A 21,703-nucleotide genomic window follows, 5' to 3' on the forward strand; every position below is an offset into this window, starting at 1 on the left:
TCGCGGTTCGCCGCCTGCGGATCCAAAAATCGTAGCCGACATGGGTGGGCCGTCCGCGCGGTGTTTTACAGCGCGGACGGCCCGGGGGTGCCGAGGGGTGCTTACGGGCCCACGTGCTTACGGGCTCGCGGGCTTACGGGCTCGCGTGCTTACGGGCGCCAGGTGGCGAGCAGGCCCTCGTACAGCTCGGCGTCGGTCAGCTCCAGCGGGGTCGCGCCCGCGTGGAAGTAGCCGGCGTTGTCGGCCTTGAGCTTGCGCAGGTAGTCGAAGCCCTTCGCCTCCGGGTCGCCGAACGCGACGAACTGGAAGTGGATCGGGTGGCCTGCCGCCTTCGCCAGGGCCTCGTTCGCCGGGCGCTGCACGTCCGGCGGGCCGTCCGTCTGGAAGACGACGAAGGCGGGGGCGGTGGGGTCCTCGCTCTTCTCGTGGTGGGCGACGATCTCCTCGATCGCGCGGTGGTAGCTGGTGCGGCCCATCCGGCCCGCGCCCGCGTTCCACTCGTCGATCCTGCCCTCGTACCCGTCCGTGTCCAGGGTCAGGTCGCCGGTCGCGTCGATGTCCGTCGAGAAGAACACCGTGTGCACGGTCGGCGTCTCGCGCTCGTCCAGGTGCGCGGCGAGCGCGAGGGTCTGCTCGGCGAGCGCCGCGGCGGAACCGTCCTTGTAGTACGGGCGCATCGACCCGGAGCGGTCCAGGACGAGGTAGACGGTGGCGCGGGCCCCGGTCAGGCCGTTCTTCTTGAGCGCGGCCCCGGCGGCCTTGTAGGCGGCGGCGAGTCCGGGAGCCCGGGACTTCACGCGGGCGGCGGGGTGAGCGGGCTTGCCGACGGCGCCGGTCTCCGCGGAGCTGTCCGGGGTGGCGGCTGCGGTGGCGGGTTCCGGGGTGGTGGCGGCTGCGGCTGCGGCGGATTCCGGGGTGGCGGCGGCTGCGGCGGTGGGTTCCGGGGTGGGCGCGACCTTGGGCTCGGGCTCCGGGGCGGATTCCGCGGCGGCCTTCGGCTCGGGGGCGGTCTTGGCCTCCGGCTCCGGGGTGGTCTTGGCCTTCGGCTCGGCCTCCGGCTTGGAGGCGACCGAGGTCTCGGCCTGCGCCTTGGGGTCGGCCTCCGGCTCGGGGGCGGGCTCCGGCTTGGGGGCGGCCTCGGCCTCGGGCTTGGCTGCGGCCTTGGACTTCGGGGCGGTTTTGGCCTTCGGCTTGGCCGCGGCCTTGGACTTCGGCGCGGTCTCGGCCTTCGGCTCGGGTTCGGTGACCGGCTCGGGGTTGGCCTCGGGCTTGGGCTCGGGCTCGGCGGCGACGGTGGCTTCGGCCGTGGTCGTGGCGGTGGCCGTGGCGGTGGCGGGCTTGGTCTCCGGCTCGGGCTTCGGCGCCTTCTCGGCCTTCGGCTCGGGGGTGGTCTTGGTCTCCGGCGCGGGGGCGGCCTTCGGCTCGGCCTCCGGCTTGGAGGCGACCGAGGTCTCGGCCTGCGCCTTGGGGTCGGCCTCCGGCTTGGCTGTGGCCTTGGTCTCCGGCGCGGTCTCCGCCTTCGGCTTGGCCTCGGCGACCGGCTCGGGGTTGGCCTCGGGCTCGGCGTCGGCGGTGGCCTCGGTGGCGGACTTGGTCTCCGCCTCGGGCTCGGCCACCTTCTCGGCCTGCGGCTTGGCCTCGGCCTCCGGCACCGTCTCCGGCTCAGTCTCGGCGACGGCCTCGGCGGGTTCGGTCTTCGGCGCCGTCTCCGCTCCGGTCTCCGCCTGCGCCTCGGCTGCGGTCTCGGCCTCCGGCCCGGCCTCGACCTTCGGCTCGGCTTCGGTCTTCGGCTTGGCCTCGGCGACCGGCTTGGTCTCCGCTGCCTCGGGCTCAGAGGTGGCCTTCGACTCAGAAGCGGCCTCGGCCACCGGCTCGGCCTGCGCCGCAGGCTCGGACTCGGACTCGGCCTCGGCCGCACCGGTCACCCGTTCCGACCCGACCGGCCGGGACGGCTTCGGCACCGTCACGTTGTCGAACGCCGCCGCCACCAGGTCGTCCGCAGCCCCCGCCTTCTTGGGGGCCGGGACCTTGGTCGACGCGGCGGGCTCCGCCGGGGCGGACGGCGCGGGGACCGTCGGCTCCTCCGCCGTGGCTGTCGTAGCTGTCGTGGCCGTGGTGGCTGTCGGCGCCGACGGCGTGGGCTCCGATTCCGGCGCGGCAGCGGCCTCGTCCTTCTTGCGGGACCGCCCGAACGCGTTCCGCAGCAGATCCAGAATGCCCATGTGCGCAACCTTCCGCATGAATTGGTCGAGTTGGTCCCGGCTTCCCTGGAACCCCTGGCCAGGGCGGACACGTAAGGTTAGCCGCCAACGCCGGTGATCTTGGGAAGGGTCGGCCCGATCGGCGGAGCGCACAACTGCCGTTCGTTCGCGCGCGGGTGGCGCCAGCGCCAACGCCCGTACGAGCGTCGGCACTTGACCCGCGTCCGTCAGCCCTGCTTCCTGCGGCGGTACAGCACGAAGCCGAGGCCCGCCGCGCCGGTGGCCGCGGCGCCGGCACCCGCGGCGATCAGCGGCGACGGGCTCTTGGAGGTGGCGGCCGCCGCCGGGGTGCCCTGCGGGGACCCCTTCGTCTCCGTGGAGTTGTTCGTCGTGGTCTCCGTGTTCGTCGAGTTCGTCGAGTTCGTCGAGTTCGTCGAGTTCGTCGTGTTGGGGGTGTCCGTCGTGTTCGACGTGGTCCCCGCATCCGACGTAGTCGTCGTGTGCGAGGTGTGCGTCGTGGCCGTCCCGTGCTTGGCCTGGTGCTGCACCGGGTGCACCTTCTTCGGCTGAGGCTTCGGCTTCGGCTTGGGGGCCGGCTTCGGGGCCGGGGCCTGCCGCGCCGTGATCCTGCCGTCGGCCGTCAGCGTGAACGTGTAACCGTCCACCTTGGTCCGGGCATTGTCGATGTACGCCTCCAACTCGCCCTTCGACGACCCGTTCCGGGACAGCTCGGCCCTGGCCGTGCGCGCCGACGCGTTGACATCGACCTGCGCGGACCAGCCGTGGCCCAGGTCCGTGACGCCCAGCGACTCCCAGCTCCCGGGGGCCGGCGGCGTCGGGTTGTCCCCGCTGGTGTCCTGGTCGGCCGTGAGGTCACCGCTCGGCGTGAGCGTGAAGACGTAGCCGTCGGTGGTCGTGGTCGCGGGGGAGCCGTCCGCCTCCAGCGTGGTGACGAGCGCCCCGGACTTGGATATGTCGGCCTCCGCGGAGTCGTCCGCGAGGTGGTGGACCTCGGCGGAGAACCCCTCCGCCAGCTCGACGGAGTCGGTCGGCACGGTGGGCGAGGCGGGCGCGGGCGTCGGCGTCGCGTCGTCCGCGAACGCGGCGGTGGCGGTGGCGGCCGTGACGGGGAGGATCAGGACGGCCGCGGCGCCGGTGGCGACGGCGGCGGTGCGGACGGTGCGACGGGAGGCGCGGTGGGAGGCGTGACGGGACGTCGTGGTGGTGCGCATGGGGGGCTTCCTTCGGCTGAGCTTCCTTCAGCGGAGCTTCGTGGCGGGAACGTCTTCGAAGGTAGGTCGCCGTCCACGCGTCTTCGTGTGCGTCGTCCGTACGTCGTGTAACAGCCTCGGAGAGGGCGGCCCGAACTCCGGAGAAGTCGGGGAAAGTGCAGGTCAGGGCGGGTCCCGGGCCTTGGTCCCGAATGTTGTGGGACCAAGGTCGCGGTCCGGCCGGGGTGGCGTCCCGCGCCGTGATCGGGGAGGCTGCGCGCATGGTCTCGGTAGTGCAGAACGTGGCGATCGACTGTGCGGACGCCTATGAACTGGCCCGGTTCTGGAGCGCGGTGACAGGCCGCCCGCTGGATCCGGAGGACGCCCCCGGCTCCCACGAGACGCAGGTGATCCTGGCCGAGGGACCGGTGCTCTACTTCAACCAGGTGCCCGAGCCGAAGACGGTCAAGAACCGCATCCATCTGTGCCTGCGGCCCGAGACCACCCGGGACCGTGAGGTGGAGCGGCTGCTCGGGCTCGGCGCCACCTTCGTCGGCGACCACCGCAACCCCGACGGCACCGGCTGGGCGGTCCTCGCCGACCCCGAGGGCAACGAGTTCTGCGTGCTGCGCAGCACGGCCGAGCGGGAGCACTGAGCCCCTCAGCGCTCGTCCCCTGAGTGCTCGTCCCCTGAGCGCTCAGCCCCTCAGCACTCAGCCCCTCAGCTCTTAAGTCCGAGGTGCTCAGGCCGTCGGACCGCCCGCCACCCCGATCGCCCGCGCCGCCGCCACCTCCTGGCGCACATGCTCCAGAACGCCGTCCTGGGACCCGGCGCCCGGCCCGCCGAAGTCGGCCCGCACTTCGAGCAGCACCTCCGACTCGCGCAACCCCTTCGCCAACTCCCGCAGCTGCCCGGCGACTTGGGCCACCTCGGCCGCCCCGGGCGGCGCCGCACCGTGCCGCACCCGGACCCGCGCGGCGGTCGTCGCGTCCACGATCCGCTCGACCGCGACGACCAGCGGCCACCACGCCGCCGCCCGCCTGCCCACCGGCGGCGGCTCGGTGAGCGCCCGCTGGAACTCGGCGCGCACGACGGACAGGTCCCGGTACAGGCGGCGGCGCATCCGGGCCCGTACGGCGACGTCCTCGGCGGCTCCGAACGCGCACTCCACGTACGCCGCCGCATCCGCGACCGCGTCGGCGAGCCGGTCGCCGATCCGGGTGTGCCAGCTCTCCGGCCACAGCAGATAGCCCGCCACGAGCGCGATGCCGCAGCCCATCAGGCTGTCCAGGAGGCGGGGCCACAGCAGCGCCGTGCCCTGGTGGTTGAGGATGTCGGAGAGGACGAGGATCACGGGGGTGATGGCGGCGGTCTGGAAGCCGTAGCCGCGCGGTGTGAGCGCCGGGATCAGCGGCGCGAGCAGCATCATCACCGGCACGTCCCACCAGCCGATCGGCACCTCGGACAGCACGGCGGCGGCCACCACGAGGCCCGCCGCGGTGCCGAGCGCGCGCAGCACCGCCCGCGAGAACACCGAGCCGAAGTCGGGCTTCATCACGAACGTGATGGTCAGCGCCACCCAGTACGAGCGCGGCACGGGCACGATCGAGACGAGGGCCTGTGCGATGCCGATGCACAGCGCGAGCCGCAGGCCGTAGCGCCAGGAGATGGCGGAGAGCAGGACGTTGCGGACGCCGCGGCGGGCCCGCACCCGCAGCGCGGCCGGGCGCCCGAGCCGGTCGTCGACGTTGGTGAAGTCGGCGTCGCCCGCGCGGGAGGCGACCTCGGCGGCGTGCCGCAGCGCGTGGTCGACGGCGCGCGAGGCCGGGCCCTCCGGCGCGGGGAGCGTGAGCGGGCCGACCTCACCGGGGCGTCCCGCCGCGATCGTGTCCGCGAGGTGCCGTGCGGCGGCGGGCACGGACGGCGGCAGCGGGATGCCGCACTGGTGGGCGGCGGGCGCGGCCTCCACGATCGGCGTGACCGCGTTCAACTGGCTGACCAGGCGCACCAGTTCGGGGTTGCGGCCGTGCGCGAGGGCGCGCCGGGCGAGGACGAGGTCGTACGCCTGGTCGAGGGACTGGGTGACGGCGATCCGGGTCTCGGCGTAGGTGAGGGGGTCGCCGGCGGCGGCCTCCAGGAGGTTGGCGACGCTGCGGTACGTCGCCGCGACCGCGGCCCGCTCCGGCACCCCGCCGCGCAGCGGCCAGGCCAGCAGCGCCAGGAGCAGGACCAGCAGGCCGCCGCTCACCATCAGCAGCGGGGCGAGCCACCACGCGCCGGGCATCGGCAGGCCCGCGCCCACCACGCAGTTGAGCAGCAGGAGCAGCCCGGAGACCGAGGCGACCGCGCCGACCGTCGAGATCATCCCGGAGACCAGCGCGACGGCCGTGACGACCACGACCGCGAGCCATCCCTGCCCGTACACCGCGGAGCCGGCCGTCACGCCGATCGCGCCGAACACCTGCGGCACGGCGATGTTGAAGATCCGCATCCGGTAGGCGTCGGCGGTGTCGCCGATGACGCCGGACAGGCCGCCCATCGCGGCGAGCGCGCCGTAGGTGAAGTGGTCCGTGGCGAGGCCCACCGCCAGCGGCAGCGCGAGCGCCACGGCGGCCCGTGCGGCGGCCGGCCAGGGCACGGCGGCCCGCTGTGGCTTCAGCGTTCTGACGAGCCAGTCGGGAGGGGTGAGGCGCGGCGGCATGGGGTCATTATGCGAGCCACGCGCGGTATGGGAGGGTCCAGGCCCTGGTCAGCCGCGGTGGCGGCGCAGCGTCAACTGCACGAGCAGCGCCCGGTGGTCGGTGTCCGCGAGCTTCAGGAACCGCACCTGTTCCGCCGAGAAGTCGTCGCTCACCAGCACGTGGTCGATCTGGGTGCCGAGCGGGCGCGGCGCCGACGAGGGCCAGCTGGGCGTCCGCGACGCCCCGTCGAGGCGGGCCGCGTCGCGCAGCTGCCCCGCGTCGAGGATCTGCCGGAACGCCGCGTGGTCCTGCGTCGCGTTGAAGTCCCCCGCCATGATCATCGCCCCGTCGTGCGCGGCGGCGACCGAGCGCAGCCGCCCCAGCTCGGTCTTCCACAGGCCGACCTGCCGGGACAGCGGCGGCATCGGGTGGGCGAGTTGGAGCCGTACGGCATGGCCGCGCACGTCGGCGACCGCGCCCGGCATGCCCATCGTCGAGTCCACCGTGGGCGCCGCCTTCAGCGGGAACTCCGACAGGATCAGCGACCCCTCGGAGCCGCCCGCGCGCACCGCCTGCCGGTAGGGGTACGCCGTCTCCAGGGAGTTGCGGGCGAGGGCGTCCTGGCAGCCGTAGTCGCACTCCTCGACGAAGACGAGGTCGGGGCGGTTGCGGGTGATCGCGTCGATCAGCGCGTTCGTGCCCCGGCCGAACTGCACGTTCGAGGCGAGCACCCGGATGCCGGAGACGGGGGCCCCGCTCGCCTGTGCGTCGGTCCCGTACGGCTCCATGTACCAGGCCAGCGCGCCCAGCGCGGCCACGCCCCACACCATGCCGGTGCGCCAGCGCGCGAGCAGCGCCAGGAGCAGCGCGGCGACCGTCGGGGCGATCAGCCACGGCAGGAACGCGAGGAGCTGCGGCACCGGGGTGATCGCGTCGGTGTCCGCGGCGCGGCAGCCGACGACCGTGCTGACGCCGGCGAGCAGCAGCCCCGCCGCCCACGCCCCGGCCCGGCCGACGCGGCGGCGCCCGGCGCCCCGGGGTGCGTACCGCAGGGTGCCGGGCGCTGTGTCCGTGATGTCCCGCTGGTCCAAGGCCCGGCCTCCGTGTCGGTGTCCACCGAATCATCCTGAAGGACGGTCCCGGGGGCCAGACGGTTGTCGGGCGAGCCGGACGCGGGCTCTCAGACGTGCTTCGCCGTCGGGGAGTTGAGGCCCGCGCCGTCCGTCGCGGTCGCCAGCGACCAGATGACGAAGACGCCGATGCCGATGGAGATCACCGACCACACGGGCGCGTACGGCAGGAACATGAAGTACTCGACGATGTAGAGCGCGGCCAGGCCGATGCCCGCGCCGCGCGCCCAGTCGGCGCCCTTGAGCAGGCCCCAGCCGGTGATCGCGACGAGCACGCCGATGATCAGGTGGATCCAGCCCCAGGTGGTCAGGTTGAACGAGTAGACGTAGTCGCCGATCCGCCCGTACACGTCGTCCTTCGCGATGCCCGCGATCCCGTTGAGGATCCCGAGGACGCCGCTGACCAGCATGAGGACTCCGGCGAACATCATGCCGCCGGTCGCCCAGGCGTTGCCCTCGCCCTGACCGCGGGTCGGGTCGGGGGCCCGGTCGCGGTGCTGCGCCGACCAGGCCGCCGGGTCGGGCTCGGGCCGGGGGGTGTCGTTGGGGGTGTTCTCGCTCATGGGGCGCCCTCCTTCTGTGTCATCGGAAGGCTCGCTCCCGAACGGCCCGACGGCATCGCGGACGCGCCCGAACGGGTGAGCCGGCGCCCCGTCAGCCACGCGGCGAGCGCCACCGCGAGCCCCACCCCGACGATCACCCAGGACGCCGTCCGCATCGACGCCGTGAGCGCGTCGTACACCGCGCCCGCGGCCCCCCGGTCGGCCGCGGCGACGCCGTCCAGGGTGAGCGAGCGGGAGATGGCCAGGGCGATCAGCAGCGCGCCCGCGGCCAGGGCCGCGCCGAGCCCCGTCGCGGCGAGCGCGCGGAGCCGGTGCACCGCCAGGGCCAGACCCGCCGCCGCGCACACCAGGGCCGCCAACGGCAGCCAGGGCCCGGCCAGTTGGAGGGTCCGCAGTACGCCCCGCAGGGTCTCCAGGTCGTCGGCGGGCAGGATCGTGATCTCGGTGTGGGTGACGGGGATCTGGGACGCGAACGGCACGTTCTCGTCCTGGAGCTGCTGCTTGACCTGCTCGGTGACCGGCGCCAGATCGAGCGTGACGGGCCCGCTGCCGCCCTCGTCGAGGGCCTGCTGGACGGCGTCGTGGGCGGCCCGGTTGGCGGTGTTCCACGCTTTCTGGAACGCGGCGGTGTCCGTGAACGAGACGATGGCGTCGTGCAGATACTGCTCCAGCGCGGACTGGAGCGGGCCCACGTCGAGCTTCCGCATGATCCCGTCGGTGATCGCGTCCGCGACGGCCTCGCGCACCTCGCTCCGGGTCGCCAGCGGCGCCATCGTCGCCACATAGCGGTCGCTGTCGCCGATCTCGTACTTCGCCCAGGTGGACAGGGTGCCGAGGGGCACCAGCAGACAGGCGAGGACGAGCAGCGCGGGCGCCAGGGTTCTTCGGATCACCGTTCCAGGCAAGGGGCAGCCGGGGCGGGGCGCGAGCGGGGCGCGTGCATACGGAGGTCCGGGCGGCGGGTCTCCGGTGGAGCGTTGGGCCGAACGGGTGTTTCCTGGTGAGGGGGAGCCAGGAGGTCGATCATGCGCCGTACACCTGTAGCTCTTGCCACGACCGCGCTGCTCACGGGCGGCGTGCTCGCCGTGACCGCGGCGGCCCCAGCCAGTGCCGACAGCGGGGGCGGGGATCCGATCTGGGGCACGGTCGTCTCGTCCGCGGCCCTCAACGTCCGCTCGGGCCCCAGCACCTCTTCGTCGGTCGTCTACCGGCTCGCGCCGGGCAGCCAGGACCGTATCGAGTGCGCGACGAACGGTACGTCCGTGAACGGCAACTCGACCTGGTACTGGTTCATCGGCGCCCGCGGCTGGGCCAGCGCCTCCTACGTGTCCATCAGCGCGAACGTGCCGAGCTGCGACACCCCCTGCCCGCCCGACCAGCACCAGGGCGGCGGCGGTGGTCCGAGCAGCTTCTGGTTCCGCTCGGACTACCGCGTGGAGTTCGGTTACGTGGGCTAGGCGTTCATTCCTGCCGAGCCGGTGTAACAGCGTTACACCGGCTCGGTCGCCGTGTAGTACCGGTAGTACGTCGCCACGAACGTGCTCGCCGCGACGATCAGGCCCAGCACGATCGACCAGATGATCGCGGAGTTGGCCAGACTGTGCAGGAAGCCGACGGCGATGCCCGCGAACGCGGCCCAGGTCGCCGCGCGCAGCCCGATGTGCCGCCCGGCCTGCTGCTTGGACCACTGATGGATGCCCAGGCACAGGGCGGCGACGATGATCCCGGTGACGAAGCCGAGGGCGACGTTGCCGCCCGTGACGCCGTGCCCGAACCGCTGGATGTTCGCCGCCCAGAAGCCGTAGAGGACGCCGGTGATCACCGGGATCACCACGCCCGCGCTGGTGGGGGAGAGCGACATGCCCCGTGCCGGGGCCGCATGCTGAGCCATGAGGGGCTCCTTCCGCGGATGACGTGGCCCCCCGTGCTCACTCCATTGACCGCCGACGGCACACCTTCCGCAACATGCGCACTACGGGGCGTCGTGTTTCGCTGAGGTCATGTCCCTCAACATCGTGCTGTTCGGCGCCACCGGCATGGTCGGCAGCCGCATCGCCGCCGAGGCCGTGCAACGCGGCCACCGGGTCACGGCCGTCAGCCGCTCCGGTGCCTCGCCGGTGCCGGGTGTGACGGCGGCCGCCGCGGACCTGGCCGACCTCGACCGGGTCGCGCAGGTCGTCGCGGGGCACGACGCGGTGGCGTCGGCCGCGGCCCCGCCGCGCGACGGCAGCGACCCCAAGGCGCCGTTCCTCAAGCTGAACCAGACCCTCGTCGCGGGTGTCCGCAGGGCGGGCGTGGGACGGCTCGTGGTGGTCGGCGGCGCGGGCAGCCTGGAGGTCGCGCCCGGCCAGGCCCTGGCGGACCAGCCGGGCTTCCCCGACGCGTATCTGGGCGAGGCGCTCGCCCACCGCGACGTCCTGACGTATCTGCGCACGGTGGACGACCTCGACTGGACGTACATCTCCCCGGCAGCCGAGATCGCGCCGGGCGAGCGCACCGGCGAGTTCCGGATCGGCGGCGACCGGCTGATGACCGACGCCGACGGCAACAGCCGGATCAGCGCCGAGGACTACGCCATCGCGTTCGTCGACGAGGTGGAGCGGGACGGGCACGCGCGCTCGCGCATGTCGGTCGCGTACTGAGGCCCGGCGGGCGCGTACAGCGTCGCGTCCCCGGCCGTCGCGAACGGGTCCACGTGCCCCGACGTCCGCCGGATCACCGTGACCGCGGCGTCGTCGCCGGGCGGCCCGTGCCGGTGCCCGTGCAGATCGAGCGCGAGCCGGCGCAGCAGCTCGTTCGGCGGCGCGTGAGCGGGCAGCTCGTCGACGAGGCGCGGCAGCCGCTCCCGTACGGGATAGAAGACGCCGTCCGCGTCCCGGCACTCGGTGACGCCGTCGGTGAACAGCACGAGCGTGTCGCCGGTCCGGAACGGCAGCCGCACCGGCTCGGGCAGGCCCGCGCCGAGCGGCCCCATGCCCAGCGGCACGCCGGGCGCCACGTCCGGGGTGTGCACGGTGCCGTCGGCGGCCACGACCAGCGGCGGCTCGTGCCCGAAGTTCACGACGTCCACGACGTCGAGGCCGTGCGGGAAGTGCAGCAGCAGCGCCGTGGAGAACGCGTCCCGCAGTCCCTCCTCGCCGACCACCCGGGTCCACGCGCCGTAGCGCTGCATGGCGATCTCCAGGCGGCGGGCGACCTCCCGCACATCGGCCTCGTGGTACGCCGCCTCGCGGAACGCGCCGAGCAGCGAGGCCGACGCGGAGACCGCGGGCAGGCCCTTGCCGCTGACGTCGCCGAGCACGGCGCGGATGCCGTGCGGGGAGGGCTGGAAGTCGTACCAGTCGCCGCCGACCCGGGCCGCGCGGGCGGCCGGCTGGTAGTAGTCGGCGATGTGCAGATCGCCGACGTGGTCGGGGAGCGTGCGCATCACGGCCCGCTGGGTCGCCTCGGCGATGTCCGTGACGGCCTGCAACCGGGCCCGCTGCTCCTCCCTGCGGCGCGCGATCAGCACACCGAGGAGACCGCCGGTGCCGATGAGCAGGGGTTCGAGCACGGACCAGCCCGTCGTCGGGACGGGGGAGAGAGCCTGCAGCGTGACGTACACGGCGAGCAGCGCACCGGTGACGGTGGCGGTCGCCATGACCGGGGCGAGCAGCGACACGGCGATCGGCACCAGGCCCAGCAGGGTGCGGGCGCGGAAGTCGTCGGGCGTGGCCATGTCGAGCGTGCGGATGCCGGCCAGCATCACGAACACGAGCAGTCCCACGGCACGCCAGCCGCCCGTGGGGCGCCCGGTGCTGGGCCGGGCCTCACGGGTCGAGGCGGAGAAGTAGCTGCTGGAGCCGGAGAAAGGCATCACGTAAAAGGTTCCGGGGAACTTGGTCCCCCGACCAGGGCCGAAGGTCCACCCCCCGATGAGATCCGCGTCTCGTGGCCCACACCACAAAGCCCCGGCCGCCGCGACCGATCCGCGGCCCGCCGCTTTCCCGCCCGGCCCCGCCCCCACCCGTCTCGGGCGATCTGCCGCCGAGGGCGGCGGTGGGCAAGGCGGCGCCCCGGCGCGGGGTGAGCGCGCATCCGGCGTCCGCCCCGCCCCACCGGCGAGACCCGGCCCCGCCCCGCCGGTTCAGCCGGCCGGCACCGAGACGAACCGTGACGTCGCCCGCAGCTCGCTCTCGATCGCCTCGGCGGTCTCCCGCAGCGCCGCCAGCCACACCCCCGGCTCCCCCCGTCCCCGATGCGCCGTGACATCGAGCGCGGACACGACCACCCCGTCGGTCCCCCGCACCGGTACCGCCACCGACCACAGCCCGTCCTCGGGCCCCTCGGCCACGACCCCGTCACCCGCACCCGCCCCGCCCACCAGCACCCGCCCGGCAGCCGTGACCCGCACACCCAGCCGCGCCCCGACCCCGATGTCCACACTCATCACCCGCCGCGGCGCCACCCGCGCGGTGCACCGCACGAACTCCCCGCTCTCCCCGCTCCCGACGTCCCGCACCGAAAGCCCCACCGACTCCCCGAGCCGCTCCGAGAGCGCCGCCAGATGCGGCGCCGCGATGCGCGGCACCGTCGTGCGGGACAACGGCGCGCAGCCAAGACCGAGCACGCGCGGAGTGAGCCGGTAGGCGCGGCCGTCCTGACGCACGTACCCCAGGTGCTCGTACGTGATGAGCGCCCGCCGCGCCGTGGCACGGGCCAGCCCTGCGGCCCCGGCGATCTCGCTGAGCGTCATCGCGGGCCGCGCCGCGCTGAAGACGGTGAGCACACCGAGGCCGCGCGCGAGGGACTGGACGGGGGCCCCGTCCAGGACCCCGGTTCCGACGACGCCGGCGACGGGCTGCGGCGGCACCCGCAACCCCCGCAACACCTGCTCCATGCGCCGCACACACACCTCAAGCGGCCCACGCACCACATCCGCCAGCGACCGTGCCGTGTGCCGGCTCGTATGGCTGACCACGCTCACGGCACACACCACGGCCCCGTCGGCCCCCCGCACCGGCGCCGCCACCGCGATCAGTCCCGGCTCCACCAGCTGGTCGTCCACGGCCCGGTCGACGCCCCGCGCGAAGACGATCCCGGGCGCCGAACCCTCCCCGGGCAGCAGATCGCCCACCCGGAAACTGATCGACAGGGCCCGGCGCCGCAGCACCTGGTGCACGAACCGGATGTCGTCCCCGTCCGGCACGGCGATCGACACGGACTCGTCGAGCTCGGCGGCGAGCGCGTCGGCGAGCGGCCCCAGCGGCCCCGGCACCCGCAGCGCGTCCAGACAGGCGTTGGCGACGGCCATCAGGGGCGGGGCGAGCGAGGCGTCCCGCCCGTCCAGGCGTACGTACCCGAGATGCGCCAGCGTCGCGCAGATCCGGTCCACCGTGGAACGGGCAAGACCGGTCACCCGGGCCAGCTCGGCGAGCGCGAGCGTGCCGTCCGCGTCCGTGAGGCGCCGCAGCACGTCGAGGCCGCGCATCAGCGGGGCGACGGCCTCGGCGGGGGGCTGGTCCACGGGCGGGGAGGGCAGATCGAGCACGGGGCAACCGTAAAGGACCGGCCCCTAGCGGCTCAGCAACCGCACCACGCGGTCGAGCGCCGCCGGGGCCAGATGGCGGCGGAGCGCCTCCACGATCTCCTCCGGCGTCGAACGGCTGTCGAGCTCGATTACGCCGTAATCGTTCTTCCGGCGCTCGGGCTTGCCCTGGCGGGCGGCGGGGACCGCCGCCGTGAAGGGACCCGGCAGCTCCTGCTCGTCCCGCGGCAGCCGCGCGATGCGCCGCGCGTCCTCCACCGAGACCCGCCCGTCGGCCAGCGCCTCCTGGATGTCCTCGCGCAGCTTCATCAGGGAGAGCCGCTGCGAGATGAACCCCTGGGTCTTGCCGATCCGGGCGGCGACCTGGCGCTGCGAGTAGCCGTACGCGGTGATCAGGCCCTGGATGGCCTGCGCCTGCTCCAGCTCGGTGAGGTCGTCGCGCTGCACGTTCTCGATCAGCGCGTCCTCGTCGGAGCGCGTGGCGTCGTCCCTGACCAGGACCGGCACCTCGTCCAGGCCCGCCATCCGCGCGGCGGCGAGGCGCCGGTGGCCGTGCAGGACCACGTACGCGGCCTCGCCGACCGCCTCCTTGTGGCGCGGGTGGGCGGCGAGGAAGACGGCGGCCGGGACCACGCCCAGGGCCTGGAGGACGCCGCGCTCGCGCACCGTCTCGGCGAGTCCCTCCAGGTCACGCAGTTCGTGGCGCGGGTTGTCGGGGTTCTCGGCGAGGTCGGTGACGGCCACGGTGAGCGGCCGGGTGTCGGGCCGCTTCTTCGGCGCGGCCGCCGCCGTGGCCTGCCCGCCCTTGTCGGACGAGAGCAGGGAGGACAGATCGGTACGGCGGCCCATCAGGCGGTCACCTTCTTCGTACGGGAGTTCTTGGCGCCGGGGTTCTTGGTGCCGGGGTTCTTGGCACCGGACTTCTTCTCGGCGGCCTTGCGGGGCTTGCGTGCGGGCTTCGGGATCGCCGCGAGCCCCACCTCCAGGGCGAGGCGGAAGAAGTCCTCGCGGGCCTGGAGAGCGACCTTGTTGGCGCCGTACTGGGTGACGACCAGGCCGTCCGCGCTGGCGCGGGTGTGCAGCTTGTAGTGGCGCACGACCGTGCGGGCCAGCGGCCAGCCCTGGGCCTCGACGAAGGCGCGGGTCTGCTCCAGGTCGGCCCGCCCGTCGCGCGGGTCCCAGTTGTTGATGACGACGCGGAAGGGCAGCCCGCGCGGTTTCACGACCTTCTCCACCGTGCGCTGGGTGGGCTGGAAGCCGAGCGGCTCGGGCTCGACGGGGACGATGACGTCGGTGGCGTTGGAGAGCACCGCCCGCAGTGCGTCGGCCGCCGCGCCCTTGCCCAGCGGGTCCGCGCCGTCGTCCTCGGCGAGGTCGAGCCAGCCCGGGGTGTCGACGAAGACGTGCTGGGCGGACGGGATGCGGGACAGGGCCGCGAGCCCGGCGAGGTCGTCGTGGGCCTGCACGAAGTCGAACGGCAGGCCGTCGCCGACCCGCTCCGACCACCACACGGCGGAGCCCTGCGGGTCGATGGAGACGGCGACGACGGGCGGGCGCTCGCCGTCGGCCCGGTTGCCCGCGCCCAGGACGTCGGCCGTCACGGCGGCGAGGTTGACGGCGAGCGTGGACTTTCCGACGCCGCCCTTCTGATTGAGGATCACGTGTACATATGCCACGAAAGCTCCCTGACTGGTGCTTTTGGGGTGGTCGTTCGTGGTCACTGTGGCAGCGGGGCCGCCGCGAGCCGCGGTGTACACGCCGTCACGTATGCGAGGAGACGCCCCAGATGTCCGGCGGGACGAGACGTTCGCGGTTGCCGTCCGGGCCGAGGACGTGCGCGCCGAGCTTGTGCACGCGCAGCGCGACCATCGTGTCGGCGATCCGCAGTCCGGGGGCCTTGCGGGCCAGTCCCAGGGTGTACTCGGGCAGCTCCTCGATCCGGCCGAGCCAGGCGCAGACGAAGAGGTTGTGCGGCCCCGTGACGGTGGCGACGGTGCGGGTGTCGCGCAGCCGGGACACCGCGGCCGCGACCGGGGTGAGCTGGTCGGGCGGTACGTCGGCGCAGATCAGGCACCACACGGGGCGGCCGGAGTGGCGGGGTGCCACCTCGGTCCTGAAGAGCACCGCGGCGGTCGACTCCAGGCGGGACAGGCGGCGCCGCGCGGTCGACTCGCCGGCGCCGATCCGCTTGGCGAGCGCGGCGACGCTGGCCCGGCCGTCCTCGGCGAGGGCGAGCAGGAGGCGCTGGTCGACGGCGTCGGGCGCCGCCATCAGCGGGGCGGGCCGGACGGCACGGGATCCGCGGGTGTTCAGCGCCCTGACCTCGCGCAGCTGCTGCGGCGTGAGCTGGTTCAGGCGCGGGGGCGCGGCCGGGCCGTACAGGGCGGTGATGACATGCGTGCGGGTGGCGCGGACGCCGGGCAGCTTGTGCAGCCGCTCCACGACGTAGTGGTCGAGGGCGGCGGCGTCGGGCAGGGCGACGTACACCACGAGGTCGGCGGCGCCGGTGACGTGCTGCACGGTCAGGGTGCCGGGGTCCTCGACGAGCGCCGCCGCGGTGTCCGGCACGGTGCCGGCCGCGCACTCCACCCGGATCCAGGCCGTGCTGACCGCGGGGCTGCCCGCCGTCAGGGCGCCCGGGAGCATCCCCGACCAGGCGCGCCCCTGCGCCGTGAGGCGGGCCCAGCGCCGGGCGAGGGTGTCGGCGGAGGGGCCGAGCGCGGCCGCCAGCTGGGCCCAGCCGGCGCGGGGAGCGAGCTGAAGTGCGTGGATCAGGGTGAGATCGGCCTCCGAGACGGAGGATTCCCGTGGGGGCACAACCTCTCCTCGGCGGTTATCCGGTCGACGCCGCGGCGCTGCGCCGCTCCGTACGAGCATGGGCCTAGGGCATATGCATTGAATAGGGCACTCCGTACTGACGACCGTCAATCGTGCCCTGGATCCGGAATCGGGGAATCGGAAGTATGGCGCTTCACGACGACGCTCGGGACGACGGCCCGGCGGGCCACCTCGTCGGCCGCGGCCGCGAGCTGGCCGCGCTGCTGTCCCGGCTCGCCACGTCCCGGCTGGTCTCCCTGACGGGGCTGCCGGGCGTCGGGCGCACCCGGCTCGCCCGTGAGGCCGCCGGTCAGCTGCGGCGCGAAGTGGTGTGGGAGTCGGGCGCCGGATACGAGCCGGAGATGCTCCCCGGCGTCGGGGCGCGGCTGCGGCACCGGTGCGCAGGGCGGCGCGGGATGCTGCTGGTGCTCGACGACTGGGACCACCTCGGCGGCGCGGGCACGGCCCTGGTCGCCTCGCTCCTCCTGGACCTCCCGCACCTGACCGTCCTGGTGGTCGCCGAGCGCCCCTGCCATCTGCGCGGCGAGACGGCCGTGGTGCTCCGCCCGCTCGCGGTCCCCCCGCCCGGCTGCCCGCCCGAGGAGGCCCGCCGGTACGAGGCCGTGGAGCTGCTGCGTGCGGTGCTCGGGGAGGCGGCGGTGGACCGCGACCCGCGGGCCGCCGCGGAACTGTGCCGCCGGTTCGGCGGGGTGCCCGGGACGCTGCTGGCGGCGGCCGGGGACGCAGCGGGTGCAGGGGGTACAAGGGACGCAGTGGGTGCAGGGGACGCAGGGGGCACAGACGGCACAGACGGCACAGAGGGCACAGAGGGCACAGAGGGCGCAGGGGATGCAGGGGACGTTGTCCCCGGGCTGGGCGCCGCCGCCCGGTCCCACGCCCGCTGCTCCCGCGTCGAGCGGGTGCTGTGGCGCAGGCTCGCCGTCTTCGCCGGGGAGTTCGGGCGGGAGGCCGTGCGGGAGGTCTGCGGGGGCGGGCCGCTGCCCGCCGGGCAGGTGCTCGACATCCTCGACCGGATCGCCCCGCATGTGCTGATCCACGACCCGGAGACCGACCGCTACCGGTTGCCGCCCGCCCAACGCGCCGTAGGAGTAGGGGAGTTGGCGGAGTCCGGCGAGCGGTGGTCGACCGTGTTCCAGCACCGGCGATGGGCCCTCGGCGTCGCCCGGCAGGCCGCCGAGTGGTGGAACGCCGGACGCCAGGACGAGGCCGTCGCGCTGGCCCTGCGGGAGCTGCCCGAGCTGCGGGCCGCCATGGACCCGGCGACGGCGCCCCTCTCCCCGCACGTCGAGGCGGCCACGGCGGTCGACGTCGTGGTGCACCTCTGGTTCCTCTGGGCGGCGTGCGGGCGCACCGCCGAGGGCCGCGACCTGCTGCGGCACGCCCTCTCCCTGCACCAGGAAGCCCCGCCCGCGCGGGCGCTGTGGCTCGCCGCCTGGCTGGAGCTGGACCTCGGCGCCCCCGAGGCCGCCGATCCGCTGCTCACGGCGGCCTGGGCGGCGGCGGTGCGCGAGGGCGACGAGCACTGCCTGGGCCTGCTCGCACACCTGCGGGGCTCGGTGGCGCTGTGGCAGGGCCGCAGCGACGCGGCGGCCAGGGACTTCCACGAGGCCGTCGCACGCGTCGGCGACGCCACGCACTTCGGCCCCGGGCCCCAGCAGTGCCGGGCCGCGCTCGCCCTCGCCCTGGTCCGCACGGACCCGGACGCGGCCCTGGAGGTGGCCCAGGACGGCCCCGGCCACCCCGGCGGCGCCCGGGACGTGTGGGCGGAGGCATGGCTGCGGTACGTGCGTGCCGAGGCGCTGCGCTGGGTGGGCGACGCCGACTCCGCGCACACGCTGGCGCGCTCGGCGCTGCGTACGTTCCTCGGGTACGGCTCCACGGTCGGCGGGCGCTGCGCGGCCGAACTGCTCGCCGACGTGACGGCGATGCGCGGCGAGGGGGAGCGGGCGGCCCAACTCCTCGGCGCCGTCGACGCGTTGCGGGCCGCGGCGCCGCCCATGTCGCGGGCGCCGTATCTGGACCCCGTGCGCCGCAGGGCCGAGCAGCTCCTCGAAGGGCTGCTCCCGGTCGAGCGGCGCGCCGCGGCGTACGAGCGCGGGGCGCGCCTGGGGCTCGTACGGATCCTGGACGGGGACGACAGGGAGAAGTCGCGAAATCTCGAACCGTGGGGCGTGGGGTGCAATACCTTGCCCTCGTGGACCAGTTGATCGCTTCCGACCCGACGCACATGGGCCCGTACCGGCTGATCGCGCGCCTCGGCGCCGGCGGTATGGGCCTCGTCTACCTCGGCCGCTCGGCGGCCGGGCGGACCGTCGCCGTGAAGGTCGTGCAGGCCGAGTACGCGCAGAACCCCGAGTTCCGGCGGCGGTTCGCGCGGGAGGTGGCGGCGGCCCGCAAGGTGGGCGGGGACTGGACGGCGGACGTGCTCGACGCCGACACGGACGCGCAGACCCCGTGGGTGGCGACCCAGTACATCCCCGGGCCCGATCTGACGGCCGTGGTCGCCAAGGACTTCGGGCCGCTGCCCGTCGACTCCGTGACCGTGCTCGCCCACCGGCTCGCGCAGGCGCTGCGGGCCGTGCACGGCGCCGGCCTGATCCACCGCGACCTCAAGCCGTCGAACGTCCTGGTCACCGTCGACGGGCCGCGCGTCATCGACTTCGGCATCGCCCGCGCCATGGACAGCCTCGCCCAGGACAGTCTGCTCACCCGCACGGGCATGTTCGTCGGTTCGCCCGGATTCATGTCGCCGGAGCAGGTGCGCGGCCGTGAACTCACCCCGGCCAGCGACGTGTTCTGCCTCGGCGCGGTCCTCGTCTTCGCCGCCACCGGCCGGCTGCTGTTCGGCGCCGCCGACGCCGGGCTCAACGCCCATCTGTTCCGGGTCGCCGAGGAGGAGCCCGACCTGACCGGCGTCCCCGAGCCGCTGCTCGGTCTCGTCCGGTCGTGTCTCGCCAAGGACCCGGCCGAGCGGCCCACACCGGAGGAGATAGCGCAGCGCACCCAGGTGAGTTCGCAGGAGGAGTGGCTGCCGGGCGCGGTCCTGGCCCAACTGGGGCGGCACGCGGCGAAGTTGCTGGACTTCGCGCCGGAGACGAGAGCGGACCAGCAGCCCTCGGTGTCCGTCCCCGCCCAGGCGCCAGAGCCCACAACCGCCCTCACGCCGGCCTCCGCGCAGGGGGCGACCCCGTCCGTCGGGTTCGGGCCGCCGCCCGCGCCGTACGGGGCCCCGCAGTGGTCCCCACCTGCGCCGCCCGGCTACGCGCCCACCGTCGCGCTCGGGGACTCCGCGCGTCCCAACCCGCACCGCAGGCAGGGCGTCGTGGCCGTCGCGCTCGTGCTGCTCACGGTGAGCTTCGGGGCGTCGTTCGCGGGGCCGGCGCTCAACGTGATCGAGAGGGACCTGCACGCGAGCGCCACCGAACTGAACTGGCTGTACGGCGGATACGCGCTCGGTTTCGGCGCGCTGCTGTTCCTCGGTGGTCTGTTCGCGGACCGGGTGGGCCGCAAACGCATGATGGTCGTCGGCCTGTCCGGGATCGCCGTCACCGCCCTGGCCGCGGGTCTGGCCCCGGCGATCCCCGTGATGATCGCGGCCGCCGTCGCGCAGGGCGCCTTCGCCGGGCTCGTTGTGCCTGCCGCGTTGTCCTTGGTGGCGGCCGACTTCCCCGAGCCGCGGGGGCGTGCCTACGCGTTCGGGGTCTATGCCGCGGTCGCCGCGGGCGGTGAGTGGCTTGCGCTGGTCCCCGCCAACTGGCTCATCGAGGAAGTAAGTTGGCGCAGCATCCTGCTTGCGGCGGCGGGCTTCGCCGTGCTGTCCGTCCTCGTCGTCGCCGCTGCGGTGCGCGATCCGCACGGCCGCACCGCCGTCGGGTCCGGCGCGCTGTCCGTGCTGACCGGCACCTTCGGGACCGTCGCCCTCGTCTACGGCTGTTTCAAGGCGTCCCTGGAAGGCTGGGCGCACCCCGACGTCGTGGTCCCGCTGTTGGTGGGCGCGGCTCTGTTCGCGGTCTCCGTGGTGGGGCAGTCGCGGCCCACGACGCCGGCGCAGGCCGAGCCGGTCCCGGGCCGGGTCCGGGCCGGGGCGTTCGTCGCGTTGCTGCTGGTCTGCGGCGGCACGTACGCCATTGCCTCGTCGGCGAGTTCGTTCCTCTACAACGTCCAGGGCCTGGCCCCCAGCGGCATCTCGGTGCTGCTGCTGCCGCTGCCCGTCGCGCTCGTCGTCGGCGCCGTCCTGATCGCGCCCCGGCTGCGCAGCCGCTTCGCACCGCCCGCCGTGATCGTGCCGGGCCTGTTGCTCTGCGCGCTCGGCGCGGGAGTGCTCTCCCTGCTCGCGCCGAACAGCTCCTACCTGCCTCTGGTGCCGATCGCGCTGGTTTTGGACGGCCTGGGCCTCGGCCTGGCCCTGATGCCGCTGTACTCCCTGGCGACGGCTGGCGGCGTGGGGCGCGGCACGGGCGGCGACGCGGCCATGGCCGGGGCGGCGGTCCAGGTGGGCGGCTCGCTGGGCGCCGCCCTGCTTGGCGCCGCCTGGCTCAGCGCCTACCAGGACGCGAACCGACGGGCCGACACCGCGAGCGACGCGCAGAGCCTCTTCCGGAGCGCGGCGGTGGACGGCAGCGTCATCGGCCTGTTCTGGGGCCTCGCACTGATCGTGCTCGCAGTCCTGCTCGTGGCGGTGCTGGTGCGGGCCCGCACCAGCACCGCTCAGGGCGCGCCGCCCTCCGTACGCGCCTGAGCCGGGGCGGGTTCGTACGTCACCGCGTTCCCCGCCCAGCCGACCAGCCCCAGCAGGACGAACGCCCCGACGAGGACGCGCCCCGTGCCGCTCAGCATCAGCGGCCGGGTCGCCGAGGGGCCGCGCACGACGCCGATGACGGACTCGGCCGACGACTGGTCGCCGAAGAGCCGCTTGGGGTACGCGGACGTCAGCAGCAGGACGTACGCGGACACCCGCATCCGGTAGCGGAGCACGGCCGCGGTCGCCTCGAACAGCGGCTGCGGCATCCGGCCGAGGACGAGCACGATCAGCCAGGACACCACCGACACCGCCCACCAGCCGGCCGTCGCGAGCGCGGTCAGGAGCGCGGCCGGGATCACGAGGAACAGGCGCAGGAGGACCGCGAGCCGGTTCAGGGCGGTGGAGCGGAGCCGGACCTGGACCGGGTAGCCGTGCGGCTCGCCGAGCAGCTGGAAGGGCGGGTAGCGGTCGGTCAGCAGCATCGAGGCGGCGCCGAACCGGGTCTCGTACCGGACGTACCCGGCGAGCCACTGCTCCAGCGGGTCGGGAACCCGGCCGAGCACCAGCGTCGCGCACCATGCCGCGACCGCCACGAAGAAGGTGACGACGGACAGCAGCGCGAGCACGATCGCGTGCGGCAGCAGGAGCAGCAGCCGGAGCAGAACCGTCAGCCGGTGCTGCCGGCCGGGCGGCGGGACGTCGAGTTCGGGCAGGGGTTCGGCACCGGGGACCAGGGGGACGGCGCCGTAGTGGGGGGAGGGGGCGGCCATGCGGCAACTCTGTACACGGGTGGGGGGACCGGCATCCGGG

The 21,703-nt window shown here is 74.4% G+C and carries 18 protein-coding genes; 5 read left to right on the plus strand and 13 right to left on the minus strand.

The genetic code is table 11. The features are described from left to right. Positions 1-149: 149 nt before the first annotated feature. Positions 150-2,222, minus strand: a complete 2,073-nt coding sequence (locus J3486_RS20290; protein ID WP_207822134.1) for a VWA domain-containing protein — start codon at positions 2,220-2,222, stop codon at positions 150-152. Positions 2,223-2,428: 206 nt separating this feature from the next. Then, positions 2,429-3,433 carry a hypothetical protein gene (locus J3486_RS20295; RefSeq protein ID WP_207822136.1) on the minus strand — a complete coding sequence of 335 codons (1,005 nt, stop codon included), beginning with the start codon at positions 3,431-3,433 and terminating at the stop codon, positions 2,429-2,431. Between the two features lie 260 nt (positions 3,434-3,693). Here J3486_RS20295 and J3486_RS20300 point away from each other — a divergent pair, with 260 nt between their 5' ends. Continuing rightward, positions 3,694-4,068, plus strand: coding sequence for a VOC family protein (locus tag J3486_RS20300; RefSeq protein ID WP_207822138.1), 375 nt, complete (start codon positions 3,694-3,696; stop codon positions 4,066-4,068). 87 nt (positions 4,069-4,155) lie between these two features. On the opposite strand, the gene J3486_RS20305 is transcribed toward J3486_RS20300, so the two are convergent. The 4 genes from J3486_RS20305 to J3486_RS20320 form a co-directional block, all read right to left on the minus strand. Then, the gene (locus tag J3486_RS20305) at positions 4,156-6,114 is read right to left on the minus strand and encodes an FUSC family protein (protein ID WP_207822140.1); all 1,959 of its coding nucleotides are present in this window, start codon (positions 6,112-6,114) and stop codon (positions 4,156-4,158) included. Positions 6,115-6,162: 48 nt separating this feature from the next. Continuing rightward, positions 6,163-7,185, minus strand: a complete 1,023-nt coding sequence (locus J3486_RS20310) for an endonuclease/exonuclease/phosphatase family protein (RefSeq protein WP_207822143.1) — start codon at positions 7,183-7,185, stop codon at positions 6,163-6,165. Between the two features lie 89 nt (positions 7,186-7,274). Further along, on the minus strand, positions 7,275-7,787 hold the full coding sequence (locus tag J3486_RS20315; RefSeq protein ID WP_207822145.1) for a hypothetical protein: 513 nt from the start codon (positions 7,785-7,787) through the stop codon (positions 7,275-7,277). Continuing rightward, positions 7,784-8,680: a hypothetical protein gene (locus J3486_RS20320; RefSeq protein WP_207822147.1), complete on the minus strand. Its 897-nt coding sequence runs from the start codon at positions 8,678-8,680 to the stop codon at positions 7,784-7,786. The genes J3486_RS20315 and J3486_RS20320 overlap by 4 nt, the downstream gene beginning before the upstream one ends. A gap of 132 nt (positions 8,681-8,812) precedes the next feature. On the opposite strand from J3486_RS20320, the gene J3486_RS20325 reads away from it, so the two are divergent. After that, positions 8,813-9,244 carry an SH3 domain-containing protein gene (locus J3486_RS20325; protein ID WP_207822150.1) on the plus strand — a complete coding sequence of 144 codons (432 nt, stop codon included), beginning with the start codon at positions 8,813-8,815 and terminating at the stop codon, positions 9,242-9,244. 32 nt (positions 9,245-9,276) lie between these two features. On the opposite strand, the gene J3486_RS20330 is transcribed toward J3486_RS20325, so the two are convergent. Next, the gene (locus tag J3486_RS20330) at positions 9,277-9,678 is read right to left on the minus strand and encodes a hypothetical protein (protein ID WP_207822152.1); all 402 of its coding nucleotides are present in this window, start codon (positions 9,676-9,678) and stop codon (positions 9,277-9,279) included. Between the two features lie 109 nt (positions 9,679-9,787). Here J3486_RS20330 and J3486_RS20335 point away from each other — a divergent pair, with 109 nt between their 5' ends. Next, a complete protein-coding gene (locus J3486_RS20335) occupies positions 9,788-10,429 on the plus strand; it encodes an NAD(P)-dependent oxidoreductase (protein WP_207822154.1) in 642 nt (213 codons plus the stop codon). Here J3486_RS20335 and J3486_RS20340 read toward each other — a convergent pair. The 5 genes from J3486_RS20340 to J3486_RS20360 all read right to left on the minus strand — a co-directional run bounded on the left by J3486_RS20340 (position 10,357) and on the right by J3486_RS20360 (position 16,131). Further along, entirely contained in the window at positions 10,357-11,643 is a 1,287-nt protein-coding gene (locus tag J3486_RS20340) for a PP2C family protein-serine/threonine phosphatase (RefSeq protein WP_207822156.1), read from the minus strand. The genes J3486_RS20335 and J3486_RS20340 overlap by 73 nt on opposite strands. A gap of 270 nt (positions 11,644-11,913) precedes the next feature. Further along, positions 11,914-13,317 (minus strand): helix-turn-helix domain-containing protein, encoded by a 1,404-nt coding sequence (locus tag J3486_RS20345; protein ID WP_307804877.1) that lies wholly within the window; start codon positions 13,315-13,317, stop codon positions 11,914-11,916. Between the two features lie 24 nt (positions 13,318-13,341). Continuing rightward, entirely contained in the window at positions 13,342-14,163 is an 822-nt protein-coding gene (locus tag J3486_RS20350) for a ParB/RepB/Spo0J family partition protein (RefSeq protein ID WP_207822158.1), read from the minus strand. Continuing rightward, positions 14,163-14,990, minus strand: a complete 828-nt coding sequence (locus J3486_RS20355) for a ParA family protein (protein WP_207822160.1) — start codon at positions 14,988-14,990, stop codon at positions 14,163-14,165. Before J3486_RS20355 ends, J3486_RS20350 begins: the two co-directional genes overlap by 1 nt. Before the next feature lie 85 nt (positions 14,991-15,075). Next, positions 15,076-16,131, minus strand: a complete 1,056-nt coding sequence (locus J3486_RS20360) for an Lrp/AsnC family transcriptional regulator (RefSeq protein WP_207822162.1) — start codon at positions 16,129-16,131, stop codon at positions 15,076-15,078. Positions 16,132-16,277: 146 nt separating this feature from the next. Here J3486_RS20360 and J3486_RS20365 point away from each other — a divergent pair, with 146 nt between their 5' ends. Continuing rightward, a complete protein-coding gene (locus tag J3486_RS20365; RefSeq protein ID WP_207822164.1) occupies positions 16,278-18,359 on the plus strand; it encodes a hypothetical protein in 2,082 nt (693 codons plus the stop codon). Beyond that, a complete protein-coding gene (locus J3486_RS20370) occupies positions 18,347-20,890 on the plus strand; it encodes a bifunctional serine/threonine protein kinase/MFS transporter (RefSeq protein ID WP_207822166.1) in 2,544 nt (847 codons plus the stop codon). The genes J3486_RS20365 and J3486_RS20370 overlap by 13 nt, the downstream gene beginning before the upstream one ends. Here the strand turns inward: J3486_RS20370 and J3486_RS20375 are convergent. Further along, positions 20,860-21,663: a DUF4389 domain-containing protein gene (locus tag J3486_RS20375; RefSeq protein ID WP_207822168.1), complete on the minus strand. Its 804-nt coding sequence runs from the start codon at positions 21,661-21,663 to the stop codon at positions 20,860-20,862. The two genes, J3486_RS20370 and J3486_RS20375, sit on opposite strands and share 31 nt — an antisense overlap. Positions 21,664-21,703: the final 40 nt, after the last annotated feature.

It is taken from the genome of Streptomyces sp. VRA16 Mangrove soil (assembly GCF_017377775.1).
Classification (GTDB): Bacteria; Actinomycetota; Actinomycetes; order Streptomycetales; family Streptomycetaceae; genus Streptomyces.